Annotated in this window: 21 protein-coding genes and 1 pseudogene; 12 read left to right on the top strand and 10 right to left on the bottom strand. The window is 38.1% G+C overall.

Annotation, left to right across the window (positions count from 1 at the left end; all coding sequences use genetic code 11):
- Positions 1-251 precede the first annotated feature (251 nt).
- The 6 genes from E2491_RS12935 to E2491_RS12910 all read left to right on the top strand — a co-directional run bounded on the left by E2491_RS12935 (position 252) and on the right by E2491_RS12910 (position 4,524).
- Positions 252-1,550 (top strand): phosphotransferase, encoded by a 1,299-nt coding sequence (locus E2491_RS12935; protein ID WP_134376040.1) that lies wholly within the window; start codon positions 252-254, stop codon positions 1,548-1,550.
- Positions 1,540-2,241, top strand: a complete 702-nt coding sequence (locus E2491_RS12930; RefSeq protein ID WP_134376039.1) for a class I SAM-dependent methyltransferase — start codon at positions 1,540-1,542, stop codon at positions 2,239-2,241. Before E2491_RS12935 ends, E2491_RS12930 begins: the two co-directional genes overlap by 11 nt.
- Positions 2,242-2,280: 39 nt before the next feature.
- The gene (locus E2491_RS12925; RefSeq protein WP_134376038.1) at positions 2,281-2,802 is read left to right on the top strand and encodes a helicase; all 522 of its coding nucleotides are present in this window, start codon (positions 2,281-2,283) and stop codon (positions 2,800-2,802) included.
- A gap of 93 nt (positions 2,803-2,895) precedes the next feature.
- Positions 2,896-3,327 carry a GNAT family N-acetyltransferase gene (locus E2491_RS12920; protein WP_244093955.1) on the top strand — a complete coding sequence of 144 codons (432 nt, stop codon included), beginning with the start codon at positions 2,896-2,898 and terminating at the stop codon, positions 3,325-3,327.
- A 134-nt stretch (positions 3,328-3,461) separates the two neighbouring features.
- Positions 3,462-3,914, top strand: a complete 453-nt coding sequence (locus tag E2491_RS12915) for an NUDIX hydrolase (protein ID WP_134376037.1) — start codon at positions 3,462-3,464, stop codon at positions 3,912-3,914.
- A gap of 91 nt (positions 3,915-4,005) precedes the next feature.
- On the top strand, positions 4,006-4,524 hold the full coding sequence (locus E2491_RS12910) for a hypothetical protein (protein ID WP_244093954.1): 519 nt from the start codon (positions 4,006-4,008) through the stop codon (positions 4,522-4,524).
- Positions 4,525-4,602: 78 nt separating this feature from the next.
- Here the strand turns inward: E2491_RS12910 and E2491_RS12905 are convergent, their stop codons facing one another.
- Positions 4,603-5,811: a YibE/F family protein gene (locus tag E2491_RS12905; protein ID WP_134376036.1), complete on the bottom strand. Its 1,209-nt coding sequence runs from the start codon at positions 5,809-5,811 to the stop codon at positions 4,603-4,605.
- 292 nt (positions 5,812-6,103) lie between these two features.
- Between E2491_RS12905 and E2491_RS12900 the strand changes: the two genes are divergently transcribed.
- Complete coding sequence (locus tag E2491_RS12900) at positions 6,104-6,553, top strand: hypothetical protein (protein WP_134376035.1); 450 nt, start codon at positions 6,104-6,106, stop codon at positions 6,551-6,553.
- Between the two features lie 64 nt (positions 6,554-6,617).
- Positions 6,618-7,547, top strand: coding sequence for an alpha/beta hydrolase (locus E2491_RS12895; protein ID WP_134376034.1), 930 nt, complete (start codon positions 6,618-6,620; stop codon positions 7,545-7,547).
- A 978-nt stretch (positions 7,548-8,525) separates the two neighbouring features.
- Here E2491_RS12895 and E2491_RS17840 read toward each other — a convergent pair.
- Positions 8,526-8,612: a DUF5412 family protein gene (locus E2491_RS17840; protein WP_371414482.1), complete on the bottom strand. Its 87-nt coding sequence runs from the start codon at positions 8,610-8,612 to the stop codon at positions 8,526-8,528.
- Positions 8,608-8,901, bottom strand: a complete 294-nt coding sequence (locus E2491_RS12890) for a DUF5412 family protein (protein WP_134376033.1) — start codon at positions 8,899-8,901, stop codon at positions 8,608-8,610. The genes E2491_RS17840 and E2491_RS12890 overlap by 5 nt, the downstream gene beginning before the upstream one ends.
- A gap of 132 nt (positions 8,902-9,033) precedes the next feature.
- Between E2491_RS12890 and E2491_RS12885 the strand changes: the two are divergent.
- Together E2491_RS12885 and E2491_RS12880 are read left to right on the top strand one after the other, a co-directional pair.
- Positions 9,034-9,186, top strand: a pseudogene (locus E2491_RS12885) (Lrp/AsnC ligand binding domain-containing protein); the annotation flags it as partial.
- A 113-nt stretch (positions 9,187-9,299) separates the two neighbouring features.
- A complete protein-coding gene (locus E2491_RS12880) occupies positions 9,300-9,899 on the top strand; it encodes a hypothetical protein (RefSeq protein ID WP_134376032.1) in 600 nt (199 codons plus the stop codon).
- An 82-nt stretch (positions 9,900-9,981) separates the two neighbouring features.
- On the opposite strand, the gene E2491_RS12875 is transcribed toward E2491_RS12880, so the two are convergent.
- The 5 genes from E2491_RS12875 to E2491_RS12855 form a co-directional block, all read right to left on the bottom strand.
- Entirely contained in the window at positions 9,982-10,266 is a 285-nt protein-coding gene (locus E2491_RS12875) for a hypothetical protein (RefSeq protein WP_134376031.1), read from the bottom strand.
- 100 nt (positions 10,267-10,366) lie between these two features.
- The gene (locus E2491_RS12870; protein ID WP_134376030.1) at positions 10,367-10,750 is read right to left on the bottom strand and encodes a VOC family protein; all 384 of its coding nucleotides are present in this window, start codon (positions 10,748-10,750) and stop codon (positions 10,367-10,369) included.
- Positions 10,751-10,929: 179 nt separating this feature from the next.
- Positions 10,930-11,532, bottom strand: a complete 603-nt coding sequence (locus E2491_RS12865; RefSeq protein ID WP_134376029.1) for a class I SAM-dependent methyltransferase — start codon at positions 11,530-11,532, stop codon at positions 10,930-10,932.
- A gap of 185 nt (positions 11,533-11,717) precedes the next feature.
- A complete protein-coding gene (locus tag E2491_RS12860) occupies positions 11,718-12,344 on the bottom strand; it encodes a type 1 glutamine amidotransferase family protein (RefSeq protein WP_134376028.1) in 627 nt (208 codons plus the stop codon).
- 74 nt (positions 12,345-12,418) lie between these two features.
- Positions 12,419-13,381 (bottom strand): helix-turn-helix transcriptional regulator, encoded by a 963-nt coding sequence (locus E2491_RS12855; RefSeq protein WP_134376027.1) that lies wholly within the window; start codon positions 13,379-13,381, stop codon positions 12,419-12,421.
- 230 nt (positions 13,382-13,611) lie between these two features.
- Between E2491_RS12855 and E2491_RS12850 the strand changes: the two genes are divergently transcribed.
- Complete coding sequence (locus tag E2491_RS12850; RefSeq protein ID WP_134376026.1) at positions 13,612-14,550, top strand: sigma-70 family RNA polymerase sigma factor; 939 nt, start codon at positions 13,612-13,614, stop codon at positions 14,548-14,550.
- Positions 14,551-14,624: 74 nt separating this feature from the next.
- Here E2491_RS12850 and E2491_RS12845 read toward each other — a convergent pair whose 3' ends face one another.
- Entirely contained in the window at positions 14,625-14,819 is a 195-nt protein-coding gene (locus tag E2491_RS12845; RefSeq protein WP_134376025.1) for a hypothetical protein, read from the bottom strand.
- A 115-nt stretch (positions 14,820-14,934) separates the two neighbouring features.
- Positions 14,935-15,996 carry a serine hydrolase domain-containing protein gene (locus E2491_RS12840; RefSeq protein ID WP_134376024.1) on the bottom strand — a complete coding sequence of 354 codons (1,062 nt, stop codon included), beginning with the start codon at positions 15,994-15,996 and terminating at the stop codon, positions 14,935-14,937.
- Positions 15,997-16,494: 498 nt separating this feature from the next.
- Here E2491_RS12840 and E2491_RS12835 point away from each other — a divergent pair, with 498 nt between their 5' ends.
- Entirely contained in the window at positions 16,495-17,100 is a 606-nt protein-coding gene (locus tag E2491_RS12835) for a hypothetical protein (RefSeq protein ID WP_134376023.1), read from the top strand.
- The last annotated feature ends 32 nt before the right edge of the window (positions 17,101-17,132 follow it).

Genomic DNA, 17,132 nt, shown 5'->3' with positions numbered 1-17,132 from the left:
TTCTGAAATAAAAAAAGGACGTATATTGTAAATCATTTTGCTATTAAATGATTTACAATATACGTTCTTTTGGTTTCTAAATGTCAGATTCTTCTTCAACGAATCCTTTTAAACATCTATTTTATGGTAAAATTTAAAGTAATTTAAGTCGCTGATTGGGGAATCGGGGACGTATATGCTGAATCATTCGGTTGTCTAATGATTCAGTGTATACGTCCCTGTGAATCACCAAACGAAAAGGGAGGAAAAAAGTGAACCATTCCATTAAGTTACTCATTTACTCACAGGATCAACATGCGATATTAACCACTAAGGTTTTAAATCATGTAGCGCTTCCTTTCTTCTCTACAACAATTTCACATATCGCCGTAACACAACATATTAACGAACACGTTTCGAATACCTATCAGATAGAAGCAGCAGTCTTAAAGTGTTTAAAAGCTTGCGAAAATGAGAGAGTGTATGTACTTGAACACCTTAGCGGAAGCCTGCCAGGTTCATCGTCTCTCCAATGGCAATCTATACATACGATGACGGCATTAGATCAACAGGATTATGACCTTATTCAGCAGTGGATCCACGACAAAGAGCCATCTGACATCCCATGGTTTCAACCCGGATGGAGAAAGAACATTGAAGAGCTGTTATCAAATCGATTGCCGCAAAGAGTGACAAATATAGAACAAATAAGAAGCTGGGAACGCTCCACTTTGTTGCGTCTATATGCAGAAGATGAAACTTACATTCTAAAAGCAGTCCCTCCTATTTTTCATCACGAGCCAACCATTTGTGCCTACCTTTCCAAGTCATTTCCTGACTCCGTCCCGGAAACGGTTTTTGCAGATCCTTCTCTAAACGTATTTGTTATGAGAGAAGTCAAAGGTCCTTTGCTGGGGCTGACTAATCAATTGGAACACTGGCGACAGGCACTGTTGAAGCTGGGAAAGATCCAAACAGGAATCCTTAACAACATCGATCAATTAACATGTCCGTTCAGGGCAATCGATTATATGATGGTTGATCAACTTGACCACACGATACAAAGACTATTTGAAAATGAAACGATTACGAAAGAAACTCTCGAGATTTTATCAGAAAATGCTACCAAGGTCAGAAAAATAGCCAACAAATTAAAACAGAGTACGATCCCTCTTTCGATCGATCATGGCGATTTCTTTGGAGGAAACATCCTATTACAAGACGAAGAAGCGATCATTTACGATTGGTCAGATTGTTCTCTCACTCATCCCTTTTTAAGTGCCGTCGTTTTCCTGCAGGAGGTTGAGGATCTGTTTTCAAAAGAAGCGGCTGATTCGTTGTTAACAGACTACTTACGCTTATGGAGAGCATATGCTTCTATGGAACAGCTTAAAAATGAGTATCAGTCTATCAAATATATCGCACCAGCATTTGGACTTATGGTGTATGAAAATATCATCTTTCCAACGTTTCGGGATAACTGGGATAGAGAGATCATCATTCAGGGGTATATCGATAGTTGGGTAAAGGAAATCGATACTAGCAAGGAGGCACACCTCCATGACGCATGAAACAAAAAGAACAAAACTAGAGCTCGAAAAGGTTATTTTCATCGGCCGAACATACGAAGAATACATCGATATGTTTGTACTATCTGAAGCAGATCTGAAGGATAAAAAGATTCTCGATTGTCCATCCGGTGCCTGTTCATTTACCGCAACGGGTCACACGAAAGGGCTTAATATTACGGCAGCTGATATTGTCTATGATTTTTCAGCGGACGATCTCTACGCTAAAGGACAGGAGGATCTTCAGCATGCGATGACTCATATGGAGAAGGCAAAGGATAATTATAGATGGCAGTACTTTACTGACATCAGTCATTTACATGAACATCGTGAAAAAGCTTTGCTGACCTGTACGCAGGATATGCAGGAAAATCCTGACCGGTATATTCCCGTTGAGCTACCCGTATTGCCATTTGACGATCAAGCCTTTGATATCCTGGTATCCGCACACTTCCTGTTTACTTATGCTGACAGACTGGATTTCCAGTTTCATTTAGACACGCTAAATGAATTACTAAGGGTGACCAAAGAAGAGATTAGACTCTTTCCTTTGATTGATTTAGAAGGAAAACGATACGAGCATCTGGATCGCCTCATTGACTATTTACAAAACAAAGGCTATCAAGTCACCGAGATGAAGGTGCCTTATGAGTTTCAAAAGGGTGCGAATGCGATATTGAGGATTGTGAAGTGATGGAGGTTGGGGACGAGTATTTTGAAAGGAGTAATCAACATGCAAACATATCCTGATTGCCCGGTTGTTACGAGAAAAATAGAGGTTGGCGGACTGACAAAACAGCAGCTCCTACAAAGGTTGCAGCAGCACGCTATTTTGCTAAATGAATATGGAGAGCGACTGTTTTCTGATAATCGATTTACGACTTCTAACGAAACGTACAACCTTGAGACCGTGGAATTAACCGTTAAAGCCCTTGGCTTCCCTGAAGGGGCAACTTTGCCTGAGATATTTGAACGAGCAATCAAGCTTGGCTTGGATTTGTGCCCACTTGAGACAGGCCCTTACCTGAGAGTGGCGTATCAAAATCAGCCTGAGGGTGATGCAGGAAATTCTTTGAGAAAAGAAGCCCCATCCGGTTCACTTACAATCGCTTCGGAGATCATAAGTGAAGAAGATGATTATCCAAAGGGATTTTACCTGAGAAACATTGAAGGCGTGCTGTGGCTGCGGGGATATGCTGCTGATGATCTGCATGTTTGGAATGCTGGTGATTGTTTTGTTTTTTGTAAAAGATGAGTTAAAGAACAGGTACGTGTAAAACGATGCAAATTCGATATTAAGGATTGTTAAGTCAAGGAAGTTGAGTACGAAGATCTTGGAGATGATAAATTGATAATAGAAATTAATTCAACATTCCCCGATCCTCACGTAAAAAGATTGTTATCCTATGCAACGTCTATCAGCAAAGTCGATATGGTATATGATGGCTACATTCAAGCTCTCAATCAACAATTATTCGGATTTATGAAAGAAGGCAATATAATCGGTTGTATAGGAGTAGAAATAAACCTTAGTCGCTGCGAAATAAAACATATTGCCGTTTGCCCAAAAGAAAGAGGATATGGGATAGGGAGTAAAATGATTAACTTTCTCTTAGAAAGGTACTCCTTTACATCGATCCTAGCTGAAACTGACATAGACGCAGTTGAGTTTTACAGAAATTTCGGTTTTAAAATCACTTCTCTGGGTGAAAAGTATCCTGGAGTTGAAAGATTTCAGTGCGAATATAAAAATTATATAACAAGAATCAGGGACAAATAGTTGCATCATTCAAATCGCTACTGGTGCAACTATTTGTCCTTTTAAAATTGTGAAATTCTTCTTTTTTATACCTTTTATAACATCTATTTTATGGTAATATTTAAATTAATTTAAGTCGTTTTTGGAGGCTGCTTATGGGTTATATCATGGACTTGAGAAAAGTAGTGGGAAGCCGGCCGCTTATCGTAGCAGGCGCCAGTGTCATTGTGAAAGATCAGCACGACCGGATTTTACTGCAACTGCGTCAGGATAATAACTGCTGGGGGTTAGCGGGTGGTTCGATGGAGATGGGTGAGACGCTTGAAGAGGTCGCCAAAAGGGAGTTACAAGAGGAAACGGGCTTAATCGCAAACGAGTTAGAGCTAGTTAACATCTTCTCAGGAGAAGAGCTCTACTATCAATACCCTCACGGTGATGAAGTGTACAATGTGATAGCTGCGTATATATGCACAGATTATACAGGAGAATTAAAGGCGGAACTTAAGGAAGTGAAGGAGCTGCGTTTCTTTGGTGCGGATGAGCTTCCTGCAAATATAAGTCCTCCTGATTTAGTGGTTATTAGGCGTATTTTAATATACCATGAGTGATTTAGATGGCTAATGTTCTTAAATTTACGCCACCATTCCCATAATATTTTTTAATTTATTTAAAGAGCAACAATTACTGGGAGGATTAGATATGATGAGGAAAATGTTTATCAAATTTAATTTGATCGGAATACTGTTCGTTACTCTTTCGGCTTGTTCACAAACACCCGATTTCGAATCCTATGATGGATCGGAATTGAATATCGGTGTGATTGGAGAAGCTCCTGCAGTCAATGAAGAACAAGTTTATTTTGATGAAATATCATTTGATGTTTTAAATGGGGAAATTGACCACGGATATGATGCCATCTTTGTCATGCCAGAAAATCTTAAAAAAGCTTCAGAGATACAATACGCAGATATCTTCTCAACTACAGAAACGCCTGTCTTTTTTATTTCTGCTAAAAGTCATATCCCTTTCACTATCGCAGAAACAACATATAGTGATCAGTGGCAGTGGAGCCCGGGCAATTCATATTCTGTCGGAGTTGTGAAGCAGGAAAACGATTTATTCAGAAGCATTGGCTACGGTTTATATAATGAAAAGGAAACAAAGGAGAACATTAATGAGATGTATTCCAGAATCTTTGAAAAAGTTGAAGATATTTGAATCAAGGGGACGTATATCATAAATCATTCGCATCTCTAATGATTCACAATATACGTCCCCGTGTTTCATTGTTTCACTTTATGCGTCCGGTTCACGGTCTCCGATCACAATTGAGGTGCCTTGTTTTTCATTTATGTCCTGCTTACCTAGAAGTAAAGCGGAGATCAGGGCAGTGATTGGTATTGCAAGAACCAGTCCGATGCTGCCGGCAAGTGTTCTGAGGATTTCTACAGCGAAGAATTCCATCTGAATGAGTTCCTCAAAAGAGTATTCGTAGGCGAAAATAATTAATAGTAGCGGTAGAGTCGCTCCTACATAAGCGAGGATCAGCGTGTTGGCCATCGTCCCCATGATATCTCCACCGACATTCATGCCAGATTTAAAAAGCTCTTTGAATGAGGCTTTTGTGTAATTACGTTTGACTTCCTCGGTTGATGAAGCGATGGATATCGCCACATCCATGACTGCCCCCAAAGCACCAATGATAATACCCGCAAGTAACAGTCCGGAAATGTCGATTGGAAAATCATCAACCATCGTCCCAAGCATCCGTTCTTCTTCACCATGAAAACCGGAAAGATTCATCAGCCCCATAAAAACAGCAGAAATAATGGCTGCTGAACCGAGCCCTCCTACTGTTCCAATAATGGCTGCGAATGTCTTACGGGTAAAGCCACTCACAATGAAGAAGGTCAACGCTGTGACGATCGCTCCTGTGATTAAAACGAGCCAAATGGGATTATAACCTTCTAATAAATATGGAATCATGAATTGAAAAAGAATAAAAATGGTCAGACCTAATGTGATGACTGACTTTACCCCTTTCAGTTTTCCAAAAAGAATTAACACACCAATGAAAAGCGCAACGAGGATATAAGATGGAAAATCTCTGGCATAATCCAGCGGGTAAGCGTGCAGGATTTCTCCGTCCTGAATTTGAAACTGCACAGTAATTCTGTCCCCTTCTTCAAACCAGAAATTACTGTTCCCATAGACGCTTCCCGGATAGTTATTGCCCGTCACTTCCATTTCTTGACCTTTATATTCTCCCGACAGAATTTCTACCCGCAACTGCTGAAACTCAGTTTCTACCTGAGTCATTTCATCCAGCTCGACTCCCTCATCGATCACTTCGAGGACACGTGCCGTCGAGTTTACCGTTTCGGGGATATTCTGCTGCATCATTTCTTCTTCACCCGGATTTACTGCCGGAGGCGTAGCAGCTGCATATCCAGTTACCGGCATAGCCACATAGGCAAACACAACGAGCGTCAATAATCTAAGCATCAGATTGATCTACTCCTTTATCCATTCACAATATTGAATGTTTATTATAACAAGAGAACATCAGCATTTTTCTAGTCATTTTAGGTTATTTTCCGACATTGAAATAACGGGAAGCACTTAGATTAATCCGTTAAAAATAGGCGTTCTGATACTGACATGGATGGGATAAAAAAGTTTTCTTTAAGGACAGTACATATACACTTTATGGTAAAATTTAAATTATTATATGCCGTTTTTGGAAGCTGTCTATAACACATTAAAGACGCTCTCATATTGAAAAGGGAGGAGTATTTTGAAAAAAATAGTGATAAGTTTATTCATTTTTATCGTTGTAATCGCAGGAATGACTTGGTTTCAACTCTCTGGCAATACTACGTTTGGAGAGGTTCTAAACGAGAATATCAGCGGAACGGATGATATCACTCATATCATTTTAGAATCCCGTATTAACGGTGAAACCTTATGGGCACGTATCAATGATCGCGACATGATAAATCAATTAATTGCCGACCAGTCAACTGTATCACTTAACAAGCAATTCGGGAGAAATAACGAGCTGTTGGACTATACAATGACCATCCATACAGGCTTTAACAGCTACTTTTTTGACTTTGATGATGGGTCTTTTATTGGCGGCAACAATGATTACAAGGTGATGGAAGGCAGCTTCGTAGAACCGATTATTCAATTGGGTGATGATGTAGAGTGGGTAACTGGCGAGGAGTTTTTGAGTGTTGATTAAACAGTCATTACTAAAATGAAAACATCAACGTATATTTCTGAAGAATATTAAGGAGCGTGAAATCGTGAAGGAAACAAAGTTTGTTGAACTTCAAAAAGAACTTTTTAGCTTATTTGAATTAGAAAAGTACGATGACATTCATTTGTTGATTGATCAAGCACAAGGTGGTTTCCCTGATAGATTAGATAAAACAACATTTTGGAGAGCTTGCGCTTATGCTGCTCAAGAAAACGAGAAAAACGCCATTGCAGCGCTTGAGGACGGGCTAAATCAAGGAGTATGGTGGAACCCTCTTGTGCTGACTTATGACCGGCACTTAAAAACCCTCAAAGACATTGCAGCGTTCAAAGTGATTTTAGAGGAGTGCCAAAAGATTTTAGAAAATCATATACATATCTCTAAACCCGAACTATTTACATATGGTCATGATCAGTCAGATACAGGCCTATTTTCTTTGCACATGCGGGGTTCTAACGTGGAAACTTTTGCGCCTTATTGGTTTGACGACCGTTTATTAGATGACCTTCTCTTGGCATTTCCACAATCCTCTCAGGTATTCGGATATAACGCTTACTGCTGGGACAATCCAAGTATTGCGGTCAATGAAATTACCGAATCATACAAGGATTTTAAAGAAAACTTTAATACAAAACAGGATATAATTGCGGGTGCATCTCAGGGTGGGAAATTAGCGATTGAACTCAGTTTGAAGGGAAATACGCTTGGCACAAAAGGGTTTATAGCGGTCATTCCAGCCATTCAGGATGTGGCTGCTTTGGAAGGTTTGCTAAAGGGAAATACGCATGACCTTAAAGGCTGCATTATCACAGGAGATCAGGATCCTTTTTACAATAAAACGATTGAATTCGTAAAGTTCTTAGAAGACAACCAATTTCCGTGCAAATTGATCGTCAAAGAAGGATTGGGCCACTTCTTTCCTGATGATTTTACTGAATTGTTAAGAGAGGCTGTTGAGTTTGTTCGTATTTCTTGAGGAGAAAATCGGGGATCGTATGTCTGACCTAAAGGAGAATTAAATGAGGAATATTTTCGTTGCTTTTTCTCTGATTTTTATCTTAATCGGAGCTGTATTATTAGGATCTATGATGAATGAGCGAGTCATCGCGAGTATGTTAACGTTTGGTTCCACCGGCCCTATGGCGTTCTTGTTTTTAATTCTCTATAGTGCAGCCGCTTTGATATTAGCTTTTCTTGCTAAGGGAACAAAGTATAGACCCCTGGTACTCACTGTGAGTATGACGTTACTTGTTGTGAGCCTGTTCATTACTTTTGTGGGTGCGTTTGCTTTTCAGAATCCGTGAAATTTAGACTACTCGTTATATATGAGGCCCCAATGACTCATACTATAAAATTCAATAAAATACTTCGTCTGCTTAATACTATATTAGACACTAATAATTTTAATATAGTACGAACATTAACAAAAAAACATTTACAGAAATAATCCACACAATGCTTGTTAAGATAATAAATTTAATTTGTTTAATGTTTTCAGAGTACTTTTTTATAAAAATCTCGACTACCCAATAAATGAGTGCTACCACAAAAGAACTTATAAAAAATAATGGAATCGGAAACATCATTAGAATAAGAAAACTAGGAATTATGTAACATAAACCCCTGAAGACAGTACTGGCTTTAAATTTATTTAATAATAAAGTAATAGGCAGAGCAAATGCCAACATCCCACTAGTTACAAAAATAGTGTAAATATAAAATAACTCAAGAGAATCTGATAAAGGAAAAAACAGTATTAAAATAGGAACACTTATTGCTATTGTTAAGATTATGGAGTTTAATATGTTTCTCATAACTTCACCTTTCATATGAACTAACATCCAATAAAGACTTTGCTATTAAAATAAAGAGTAACGCTGAGGCACGGGGACGTATATCGTAAATCATTCGTATCTCTAATCATTTACGACACACTCTTAATAGATCGCTTAAATCAAGGATTTCTATAGTCATACTGCTCATTTGGCACATCTAACATTACCCCATTAATGTTGACCGTATCGCTGTCTCCCCACTTAATTAAGCCTTCTTGTATTCGATACTGTCAATATATTTTTATCCTTCTTATTTTTGTCATTGTATTCTAATACACCTAAAACCGCATAATCGACAGTTGAGTGGGCTCTGTTTAAATACGTTTTGACCGTGTATTCCCCTGTTGGTGAAGCTTCTTCCATGATCAATTCCCCGGGTTCAATACCTCCGATGAAATAGAATGGCCATAGTATGATAAAAGCGCCGATTGTTGCAACAGAAATAATCAAAACTATTGAAGTTTTAACTGGGTTTTTCTTTATTTTCTTAAACATACCTTAACCTTTTTTTACCTATTTTTCTATACCATTTTATCAACTGGCTATTAACGGAACAAGGAACTTAAGTAAAGGAGACGTATGTTGTGAATCATTCGAAAGGCTAATGATTCACAACATACGTCCCCCTGCCATCGATTAACTGGTGAGTATAGTTATTTAGTTAAGGTCATTACAGAAACGAACGAGTTACTGGAAGAGTTCATTGATCTAACTATGGAGTATGGGGAACCCTACACGATGATGAACCTTTCTTCACCAGTTTCAAATAAGATGATTTGATATGCGCCCACATATCTAGCTCTTTTTCAAAAAACTTATGATTGCATTCCACCTCGCATTTCGTTACACTTAAGTAATTTGTAAATTTATAACTATTACATAGAGGTGTTAAGATGAATGAACTCATATCAAGAGCAACACAGAGACAACGGAAAGCGCGCGAGGTATTACATGCATTAAACCTGGAAGCGTTGTGGGGAGAAATAGGCGAGGTTCATTTAGTTGGTGCCAATGCGTACAACTTAATGGTAGATCACGATATTGATATGGAAGTTTTTTGCGAAGCACCCTGCCCTGAGTCCGTCTTTAAAGTCCTCACTTCCTTGTCTTCGATTGAAGGGGTAAAGCAAATCAAGTTTAGTAATCACTTAGACTTAGCATTTAACGGTTTGTATTCACGATTAACATACTCAAATCCAAAAGATGGTGATACTTCATGGAATGTAGATATGTGGTTATTCCCTAATGATCATGTCGGCCCGTTATCCAGGGATCTGGTAGAACCTATGAACAACATTTTAACGAGTGCTAGCAGACAAACCATCTTAGATTTAAAAGAGTCGCTATTGGAACAGGGATTGTCTTACCCATCTATCTTTATTTATAAAGCTGTCTTATCAGAGGAAATTAAGAATGTTGAGCAGTTTTTAAGATGGATTGAGGATCAGGATGTGAGTAAGACTTTTAAGTTGGAAGACCTATTGGTTAAGTGACTTAAAAAATCAGCAACGTATATCGTGAACCATCAACGTCTTTCATGATCCACTATATACGTCCCCCTGCCTCACCCAGATCTCACTTCCTCCTTCTCTGCTCTAAAAACACAGGCGCTATATTCAGCAAAATCGAAACAACAGTCAAAAACCATAACGCCCTTTCCATGCCAGGTACGACATCCGCTAAAGCTCCCCAATCTTCTGCTTTTACCCAATTCGATATCATACTGTACTCTGCGCACAGTGTTAATGCTGTCAATGACAATCCCATGGCCATCGCCAGCTTATAATCTTTTCCTGCTGCGTACATCAGTAGATTGATTACTGTTGCTACTATTGCCATTATCCCTAATATAATCCACATCTTAATTCTCCTAAATCCTTTTTATAAGACCTGCGAACGTATGGCTTGAACTTTATATATCTAATAATTCAAAACACACGTCCTCGCGAATCAGACAGTCTTATTTTTTTGATTCCATAACAGCAAAGTAGTTTTGTTCATTGTCAGCAAAGTTAAATACTCTTCCGGCGGGCATATCTACAATTTCTCCAACCGTTACATTTTGTTGTGATAAATCCTCATGTAATTTCTCTAATTGGTCAGTGAAAAACATTAAAGATGGGGTACCCAGATTCATTTCAGGGTCTAATTCAGCTACTATCTTCTTGTTGTGTAAAACAAGGCAGGTTTCCGAATCTTTAGTTGGAGCAATTTCCATCCACTTCATCCCCTGGTCATTCTCTTCAGAGGAAATTAAGCTAAACCCTACTTTATCGGTCCAAAATCGAACGGCTTCCTCCTGGTTATCTACATACAACATAATCTGGCCCACTTTATTAATCATAAATTTCTCCTCCTGATTTCTTAATATGAAAGTGCAAGGATCTTGTATTGTTTGATGCGTATTCTTAATACCAATTATTTCAAATTGTTAACTGTAAGACAAGCTTTAAAATGAAATAAGAGGACGTATATTTTGAATCATTCGTGTATCAAATGATTCAAGATATACGTCCCCATGCGTCACTTTTTTGCGTCCAAAATAAACATCGATGCATCTTGTCCCATGAATATTTTATCTCCATGATAAAAAGTTTTGAATTGAATGTCCTTATACCCAATCTTAGTCATAATATCGATTAACTCTTTTGGGTCAAATCCGTTATGAACAAGATCTGACACTACTTTTTCATTTAGATTAAAATCCACTATTAATAGATGTCCTCCTTCATTCAGAACATCAAATAGTTTTGATAACACGAATTCAACATCAGGAATATGAAGTAGAACCTGAGCCATAAAAATATAGTCGGCATGTAAATCTGACGGTTCTTCTTTTTCAATATCAAAGTAAAGTGTATCTGCATTCTTAATATTATGATCAGTTATTTTTTGCTTTATTTGATTAATCATGTTCTGTGATGTATCCAGGAAAAGTATAGATTGAAACTCGTCTAACAAATTCATTCCGACAAGACCCGTTCCACACCCAAAATCAATTGCATTCTTACTTTTAGCGTCAACTAAATAATGACGGATGGCACCTGATGAGACCTTTGCTATTTCTATTCTTTCAGGCGTGTCATACTTATCAGCGATCATTTCAAATTTCTCAGTGTTTCCCATTATGTCCCTCCTCGTATTGGGGACGTATATCCTGAGTCATTCGTTTATCTAATGATTCAAAATATACGTCCCGGCGCGTCACAAGGGGGAAGGAGCGGCTGCGCCATTTGCTAAGCTCTGTCCCTCTGTTTTTTGATCAGGGGGACAGACCTGGAGAAAAAGAACGGCCGCTCCGTCCCCCAGTGTCACTTACCGTTCATCAACTCATAAAAGTATTCAGGTTCATTCGTCTTATTCAGGTTATACCATGAATGTAATGCGTCTGGTGTAAATACTTCTATTTTTTTCAGTACTTCCATGGCAAATTCCAGCGGGGCGATTCCTGATGCGGTGACTAAGTTTGTATCAGCGACAGCAGCTCCCGATTCATAAAACGTTTCGCCTTTATAGTGAGGGCTTACCATTTTGGTATAGTCTATGTTATTGCTTGTGTGCTTTCTGGTATCTAAGTATCTTCTATTCGCGAGGGCATCAACAGCGCCACAAATTGCCGCAACAATGGTGCCAATTTCTAAAGCCTGGCCGATTCTTTCCAGGACAGGCTGGTGAATATCTTCACTCCACGTAGTCCCTCCCGGTAAAATGACAAGATCTTTATTTTCAAACGTACATTCATCAAGGGACATATCCGGTTTTATGCAAAGCCCTCCCATCGTCGTTATCATGTCTTTATTCGCTCCTACTGTGATCACTTTTAAAGGTGCTAGATCCTTTTTAAAATACCTTCCTGAGTTGAGTTCCGCGATTAAATAGCCATATTCCCAGTCTGACATTGTATCAAATACATATAAATAAGCTTTTGTCGTTTGCATCTCATAACACTCCAATCACATTCGATAATGCCAGTATAATAAAACTTCCCTGACAGTTAGCGTCAGGGAAGTGATCATACTTCATGAAATTTTATTAATTCCGTCAGAACTTCAATCATTCTTTTCTTAAGGCTGACCGGCTCCATCACTTTAATCGATTGATTGTACGGCAAAAGCAAATAAGGCACATAAGTATGGAGCACATCTTCTTCAAGAAGGAAAACAGCTTGATTGGAAGTGCGCTCTTTTACATAATGCCCCAAAAACCAATGCTCGCATATATCATCCAATACACGCCGATCCCCACTGATCACAAAAGAAATAACCCTATCCTTATCATCTGTAGCTGGAAGAAGATTTCTTGTAAAAAAGTCACGTGCTGAAAAATGTTTGGGTCGGCTAAATGTATTTTCGGTTGGCGTGAGACTTTCAATTCGATCTACTCTAAAACTACGAATATCATTTCTGAGATGACAAAATCCAATCACATACCACTTATGATTCCAATAGATCATTCTGTACGGATCGACCAGTCTATCATCCAACTGCTTTGATCCGTTTTTATGGTAAACCATGTTTACTGAGTAACCGTCAGCAACCGCCTGCTCCAGCTCCTTCAAAAAAGGTTCTACAGAAAGTGAGCGTGAGCGACTGATGACTTCAAGACTCGTGACATGCTGGTTTACCTTTGTTTCCTGTTCATGATTTGAGTAGTGACTCAGTTTTGAAATCGCCCTATTCAGTGCCTCACCACCATAATACCCGGCTTCTTCTGCAAAAACAGCAGCGTGAAACAGTGACGTCTGCTCCTCAGCATCAAAAAATAAAGGCGCATCAACAAAATGATCCAATAAACTGTATCCACCATTATGTCCCGATTCTGACACGATCGGTACACCACTCGTTGAAATCGTATCAATATAACGATACACCGTCCTGATATTCATCTCTAACCTCTCTGAAATCTGTTGCGCCGTCACCTTTTCACCTGAACGGAGCATCCATAAAATCGCTAACATGTTGTCAATTTTGGGCATATGATTCCGCCTCTATTTGAATTATTTTATTAAAATTAAGGAACGTTATAGTTGAATATATAAGAGCTATCATACCCTGTTAAAATCGCTTAAGCTGTCTAATAAATGACATGAACCACTCCTAGTGTAATACAACATATTGAAGTTTCTATAATTATTTTGAATTTAACCGTATAATTTTTCTATATGGAAACGTCTTTATAGTGTAAACATTTTAGGAGGGAATCCATATGGAGCAAACAAGCAGCATTAACAAGGATTTTATAGATGAAGCTCGAAAATTAAGAAATGACTTTTCAGAGATCGTGTCAGTTTATTCCACAGATCTTTGGAATTATTGTAAATACGTCACTGGTTCGCCTTGGGATGGAGAAGATCTTTATCAAGAAACGATGATAAAATCTTTTGGATTACTTCCTCAAAGGTGGAGTGATATCACAGACAAGAAGTACTACCTGTTCAGAATTGCCACAAATACGTGGCTAGATCAGTGCAGAAAATTAAAGCGTGAAGTAGGGTCTTTAGATGAAGTACCTGAACAAAGTGTTGATTTTTCAGATCGTCTATTTCTGGAAGAAATCCTAACATCGTTGGAATCGAATTTGACGCCTAAACAAACAACTGCATTCCTGCTATTAGATATTTTCCAATTTAGCGCAGAAGAAGTAGCCGGCATTGTTCAAAGTACGCCAGGAGGTGTCTATTCAGCTGTGCAACGTGCGAGAAGAAAAATAGCTTCTTTAGACTTTTCGAAAACTGAATCTGGTGTAACGTCACAAGGTCAAAACGAAACGGTTCAAGCATACTTAGAAGCCTTTAATAATGGAGATTTAAATAGCATGTTAAGTTTGTTTAGTGAAAACGCACAAAATGAAGCATTCTTTGGCTTCCAGGAATTTTCTAAAAAAGAAATGCTGAAAGGGTCTCTAAAATTCGGATTGCCTGGCCATACCGCTCAAGAATTTATCCTTTGGGGTAAACCCGTTATCATTGTTTTAGCTGATGGTGATCATGGGCACGAAATACATGACATACAAATGCAGGAAATAGAAAATGGAAAAATAGTAAGCCATAAAAGTTACTTTTTCAGAAAAGAATTTATCTTAGCTGCGGCCGAAGAGCTCGGCATGAAAGCACAGTTAATAAAACCACCAGTGAACTGGAACTAAAACCGGGAAGTGCGGGGACGTATAATGTGAATCATTTGGAAGTCTAATGATTGGCAATATACGTCCCCGACAAATCAATCCACAGATTTCTTGTTCGTGTATAAAACATACGCAGCATTTAAAATGAACAATACGATTGCAGCTGTTAAAAAGCCGAGTATTCCAGGTATATTAGGACCCGTTATTAAGTAGATAATAGTCGCAATAACAAACGCAGTGAAGCCAGCCAGACTAAGTTTCCATCGTGAATTGTCTAATCTCCCCATCATAGTACTCCCCTTTCTCATGTATAAAGTAGTTATTACTAAAATCACAAGTTCTGAACTTTCTAGTTAAATCAATATTAGAAAATGCAGCTAAAAAATGATTCGAAAGTCTAATGATTCACCATATACGTCCCGGTGTTCCACCCGTGTTTACATCAGCAAAAAGTCCATCTACATCCGACACGATAGGATATACACTTTGTTCAATATTGGACAAGATATGAGTTTGAATGTTTGTCTTTACATTGTATGAAGAGTGCATTCTAACTCCTGGATCAAAGCCTAAAATAAAATACTTAAGTATTTCCCCTTTTTGTTTTAGGATCCAAACGCCATAACCGTAAGCAGTTTCTTCTCCACTTTTAACGTGAGGGAAGAATAACTGATCAAGATACTCTTTGTTAAGTAGCTTCAAATTCAATAAACCATCCCAGAATTTTACCAGATCTGTTACAGTCGTAAATGCTCCCCCATCTTGCCCTCCCATAATAGGTAATGAATAGATGTTTGTTTTCCACGTATCCATCTCCAGGTTATCTATGTAACCTAAAGCAGTCTGCTCCGGGAGCTGGTCCATTCGATAGTAACCGGAATCAGTCATCTCACAAGCATCAAATATATGTTCCTGGACATACTCAGGGAATACTTGGCCAGATACCTCTTCAACCACTAAACCAAGTAATATAAATCCTGAATTGTTGTAAGCAAATTTACTACCAGGAGAAAACTTCATCTTTTCATTTTGAAACATGGGTAAAAAATCTTTCGGAGTTTTAATTGAATACATAGGTACCTGTTTCCAAAGATCTTCAAAATCATCCATTACTTCTTCATCAAAGTAATCAGGTATGCCTGATGTATGTGTTAATAGCTGATGTATGGTGATGTCAGGATGAAAATGAGGAAACGGTACATTTACAACATCTTTTAAACGGGTATCAAAACTCAATTTTCCCGCTTGAACTAACTGACAAATGGACACTGAAGTGAATATCTTACACCCTGATGCCATCCCAAATTTTGTAGAAGGTGTAATCTTTAGTTTCTCACTTCTGTTGGCGTAACCAAATCCTTCTTTAAAATGAATCGTTTGATCTTGCTGCACTAACACAGAACCTGAAAATGGAATTTTTTCTGCACAATTTAAAACGGAATTTTTAATTTTCTCCGATATATTCAATAGTGACACCCTTTCTGAAACATGGGGACGGAGCGGGTGCGCCATTGGCTGAGCTCTGTCCCTCTGTCTTTTAGTCCCGGGGACAGAGCTCAAGAAAAAGAACGGCCGCTCCGTCCCCGTGTTTCCCGAAAATTAATATAAATATAAGGTTACGAATAGGTAATTCAATACTTATGGCACAAATCGGTTAGATATGCACTAATTTTCATCATAACTAAATAACCATTTTTTACAATATTAATAGAAATAACTAGGGTTAGTATTAGAATATGTTAGTATAATCATGATTTACAATATATACAAGTTAAGGAGATGAGTATATGGTGATTAGGTACATTTTTATATTTGTTGTAGGATTTATCCTCACATATTTTTTGCCTTTCAGCTTATTTGATCATGAGAGCTTAGCAGTTGAGATTCTTATACGTGTTATGTTTGCTGGTTTCTTCACTCTATTAGCATGGTTACTTAATAAACCAATTAAAAGGAGTACTAAAAATGAGAAATATACTGTTTAAAATGACTTCAATCTTAATGGTGATTTTTTTACTTACCGGTGCACTTTCATCAACAGCAAGCGCTCAGATGTCTGAGCCAGACTATACATACAGCGAAGAAGAAGTTGAACTTTTAGCCAAATCATTAGAATTGATGTTTGATACTGGACAAGTAACTGAAAATGGACAACTTTTGGGGTACAATCGAGATGCTTTCGTTGAAGGGCTTTCTGGATTAGAAGGGGCAGAAGAAATAATTCAAACTTTTGATCAAAATAATTTATTCAAAGATGCCAATTTACAGCCTTCATTTTCAACTCAGGCAGTCGGCTGTGCATTATATGGAATGAAAGAAAAGTCTGCTTACATCAATGCTGAAAATGCTTGCATCAATAAAGGGATTAAAGAAGCATATGGCATAATTGCTATAGGGAGTACCATTGCTAACTTAATTGGTGATAAAGAATTTACACTGGCAGCCAAAAAATTAATTGCCTTAGGTGTAAGAAGCAATATTTTAGGTGTTATTTTCACGTTAAGTGCAGTTTTACTTAATTGCGGAAAAGAAATGGACAAACAATTTCCAGGCAAATCAAATTGCTATTAAAACACGGGGACGTATATTGTGAATCATTCGGA

This window comes from Jeotgalibacillus sp. R-1-5s-1, assembly GCF_004405105.1.
Lineage (GTDB): Bacteria > Bacillota > Bacilli > Bacillales > Jeotgalibacillaceae > Jeotgalibacillus.
The sequence above is the reverse complement of the archived record's forward strand: the minus strand, read 5'-3'. Positions and strand labels throughout refer to the sequence as shown.

Excerpts from the sequence above, each read along its gene's own strand:
- E2491_RS12930 (WP_134376039.1), top strand. The coding sequence starts at position 1,540 with ATGACGCATGAAACAAAAAGAACAAAACTAGAGCTCGAAAAGGTTATT.
- E2491_RS12925 (WP_134376038.1), top strand. The coding sequence starts at position 2,281 with ATGCAAACATATCCTGATTGCCCGGTTGTTACGAGAAAAATAGAGGTT.
- E2491_RS12915 (WP_134376037.1), top strand. The coding sequence starts at position 3,462 with ATGGGTTATATCATGGACTTGAGAAAAGTAGTGGGAAGCCGGCCGCTT.
- E2491_RS12910 (WP_244093954.1), top strand. The coding sequence starts at position 4,006 with ATGATGAGGAAAATGTTTATCAAATTTAATTTGATCGGAATACTGTTC.
- E2491_RS12905 (WP_134376036.1), bottom strand. The coding sequence starts at position 5,811 with ATGCTTAGATTATTGACGCTCGTTGTGTTTGCCTATGTGGCTATGCCG.
- E2491_RS12890 (WP_134376033.1), bottom strand. The coding sequence starts at position 8,901 with ATGTTTAAGAAAATAAAGAAAAACCCAGTTAAAACTTCAATAGTTTTG.
- E2491_RS12880 (WP_134376032.1), top strand. The coding sequence starts at position 9,300 with ATGAATGAACTCATATCAAGAGCAACACAGAGACAACGGAAAGCGCGC.
- E2491_RS12875 (WP_134376031.1), bottom strand. The coding sequence starts at position 10,266 with ATGTGGATTATATTAGGGATAATGGCAATAGTAGCAACAGTAATCAAT.
- E2491_RS12870 (WP_134376030.1), bottom strand. The coding sequence starts at position 10,750 with ATGATTAATAAAGTGGGCCAGATTATGTTGTATGTAGATAACCAGGAG.
- E2491_RS12865 (WP_134376029.1), bottom strand. The coding sequence starts at position 11,532 with ATGGGAAACACTGAGAAATTTGAAATGATCGCTGATAAGTATGACACG.
- E2491_RS12860 (WP_134376028.1), bottom strand. The coding sequence starts at position 12,344 with ATGCAAACGACAAAAGCTTATTTATATGTATTTGATACAATGTCAGAC.
- E2491_RS12855 (WP_134376027.1), bottom strand. The coding sequence starts at position 13,381 with ATGCCCAAAATTGACAACATGTTAGCGATTTTATGGATGCTCCGTTCA.
- E2491_RS12850 (WP_134376026.1), top strand. The coding sequence starts at position 13,612 with ATGGAGCAAACAAGCAGCATTAACAAGGATTTTATAGATGAAGCTCGA.
- E2491_RS12845 (WP_134376025.1), bottom strand. The coding sequence starts at position 14,819 with ATGATGGGGAGATTAGACAATTCACGATGGAAACTTAGTCTGGCTGGC.
- E2491_RS12835 (WP_134376023.1), top strand. The coding sequence starts at position 16,495 with ATGAGAAATATACTGTTTAAAATGACTTCAATCTTAATGGTGATTTTT.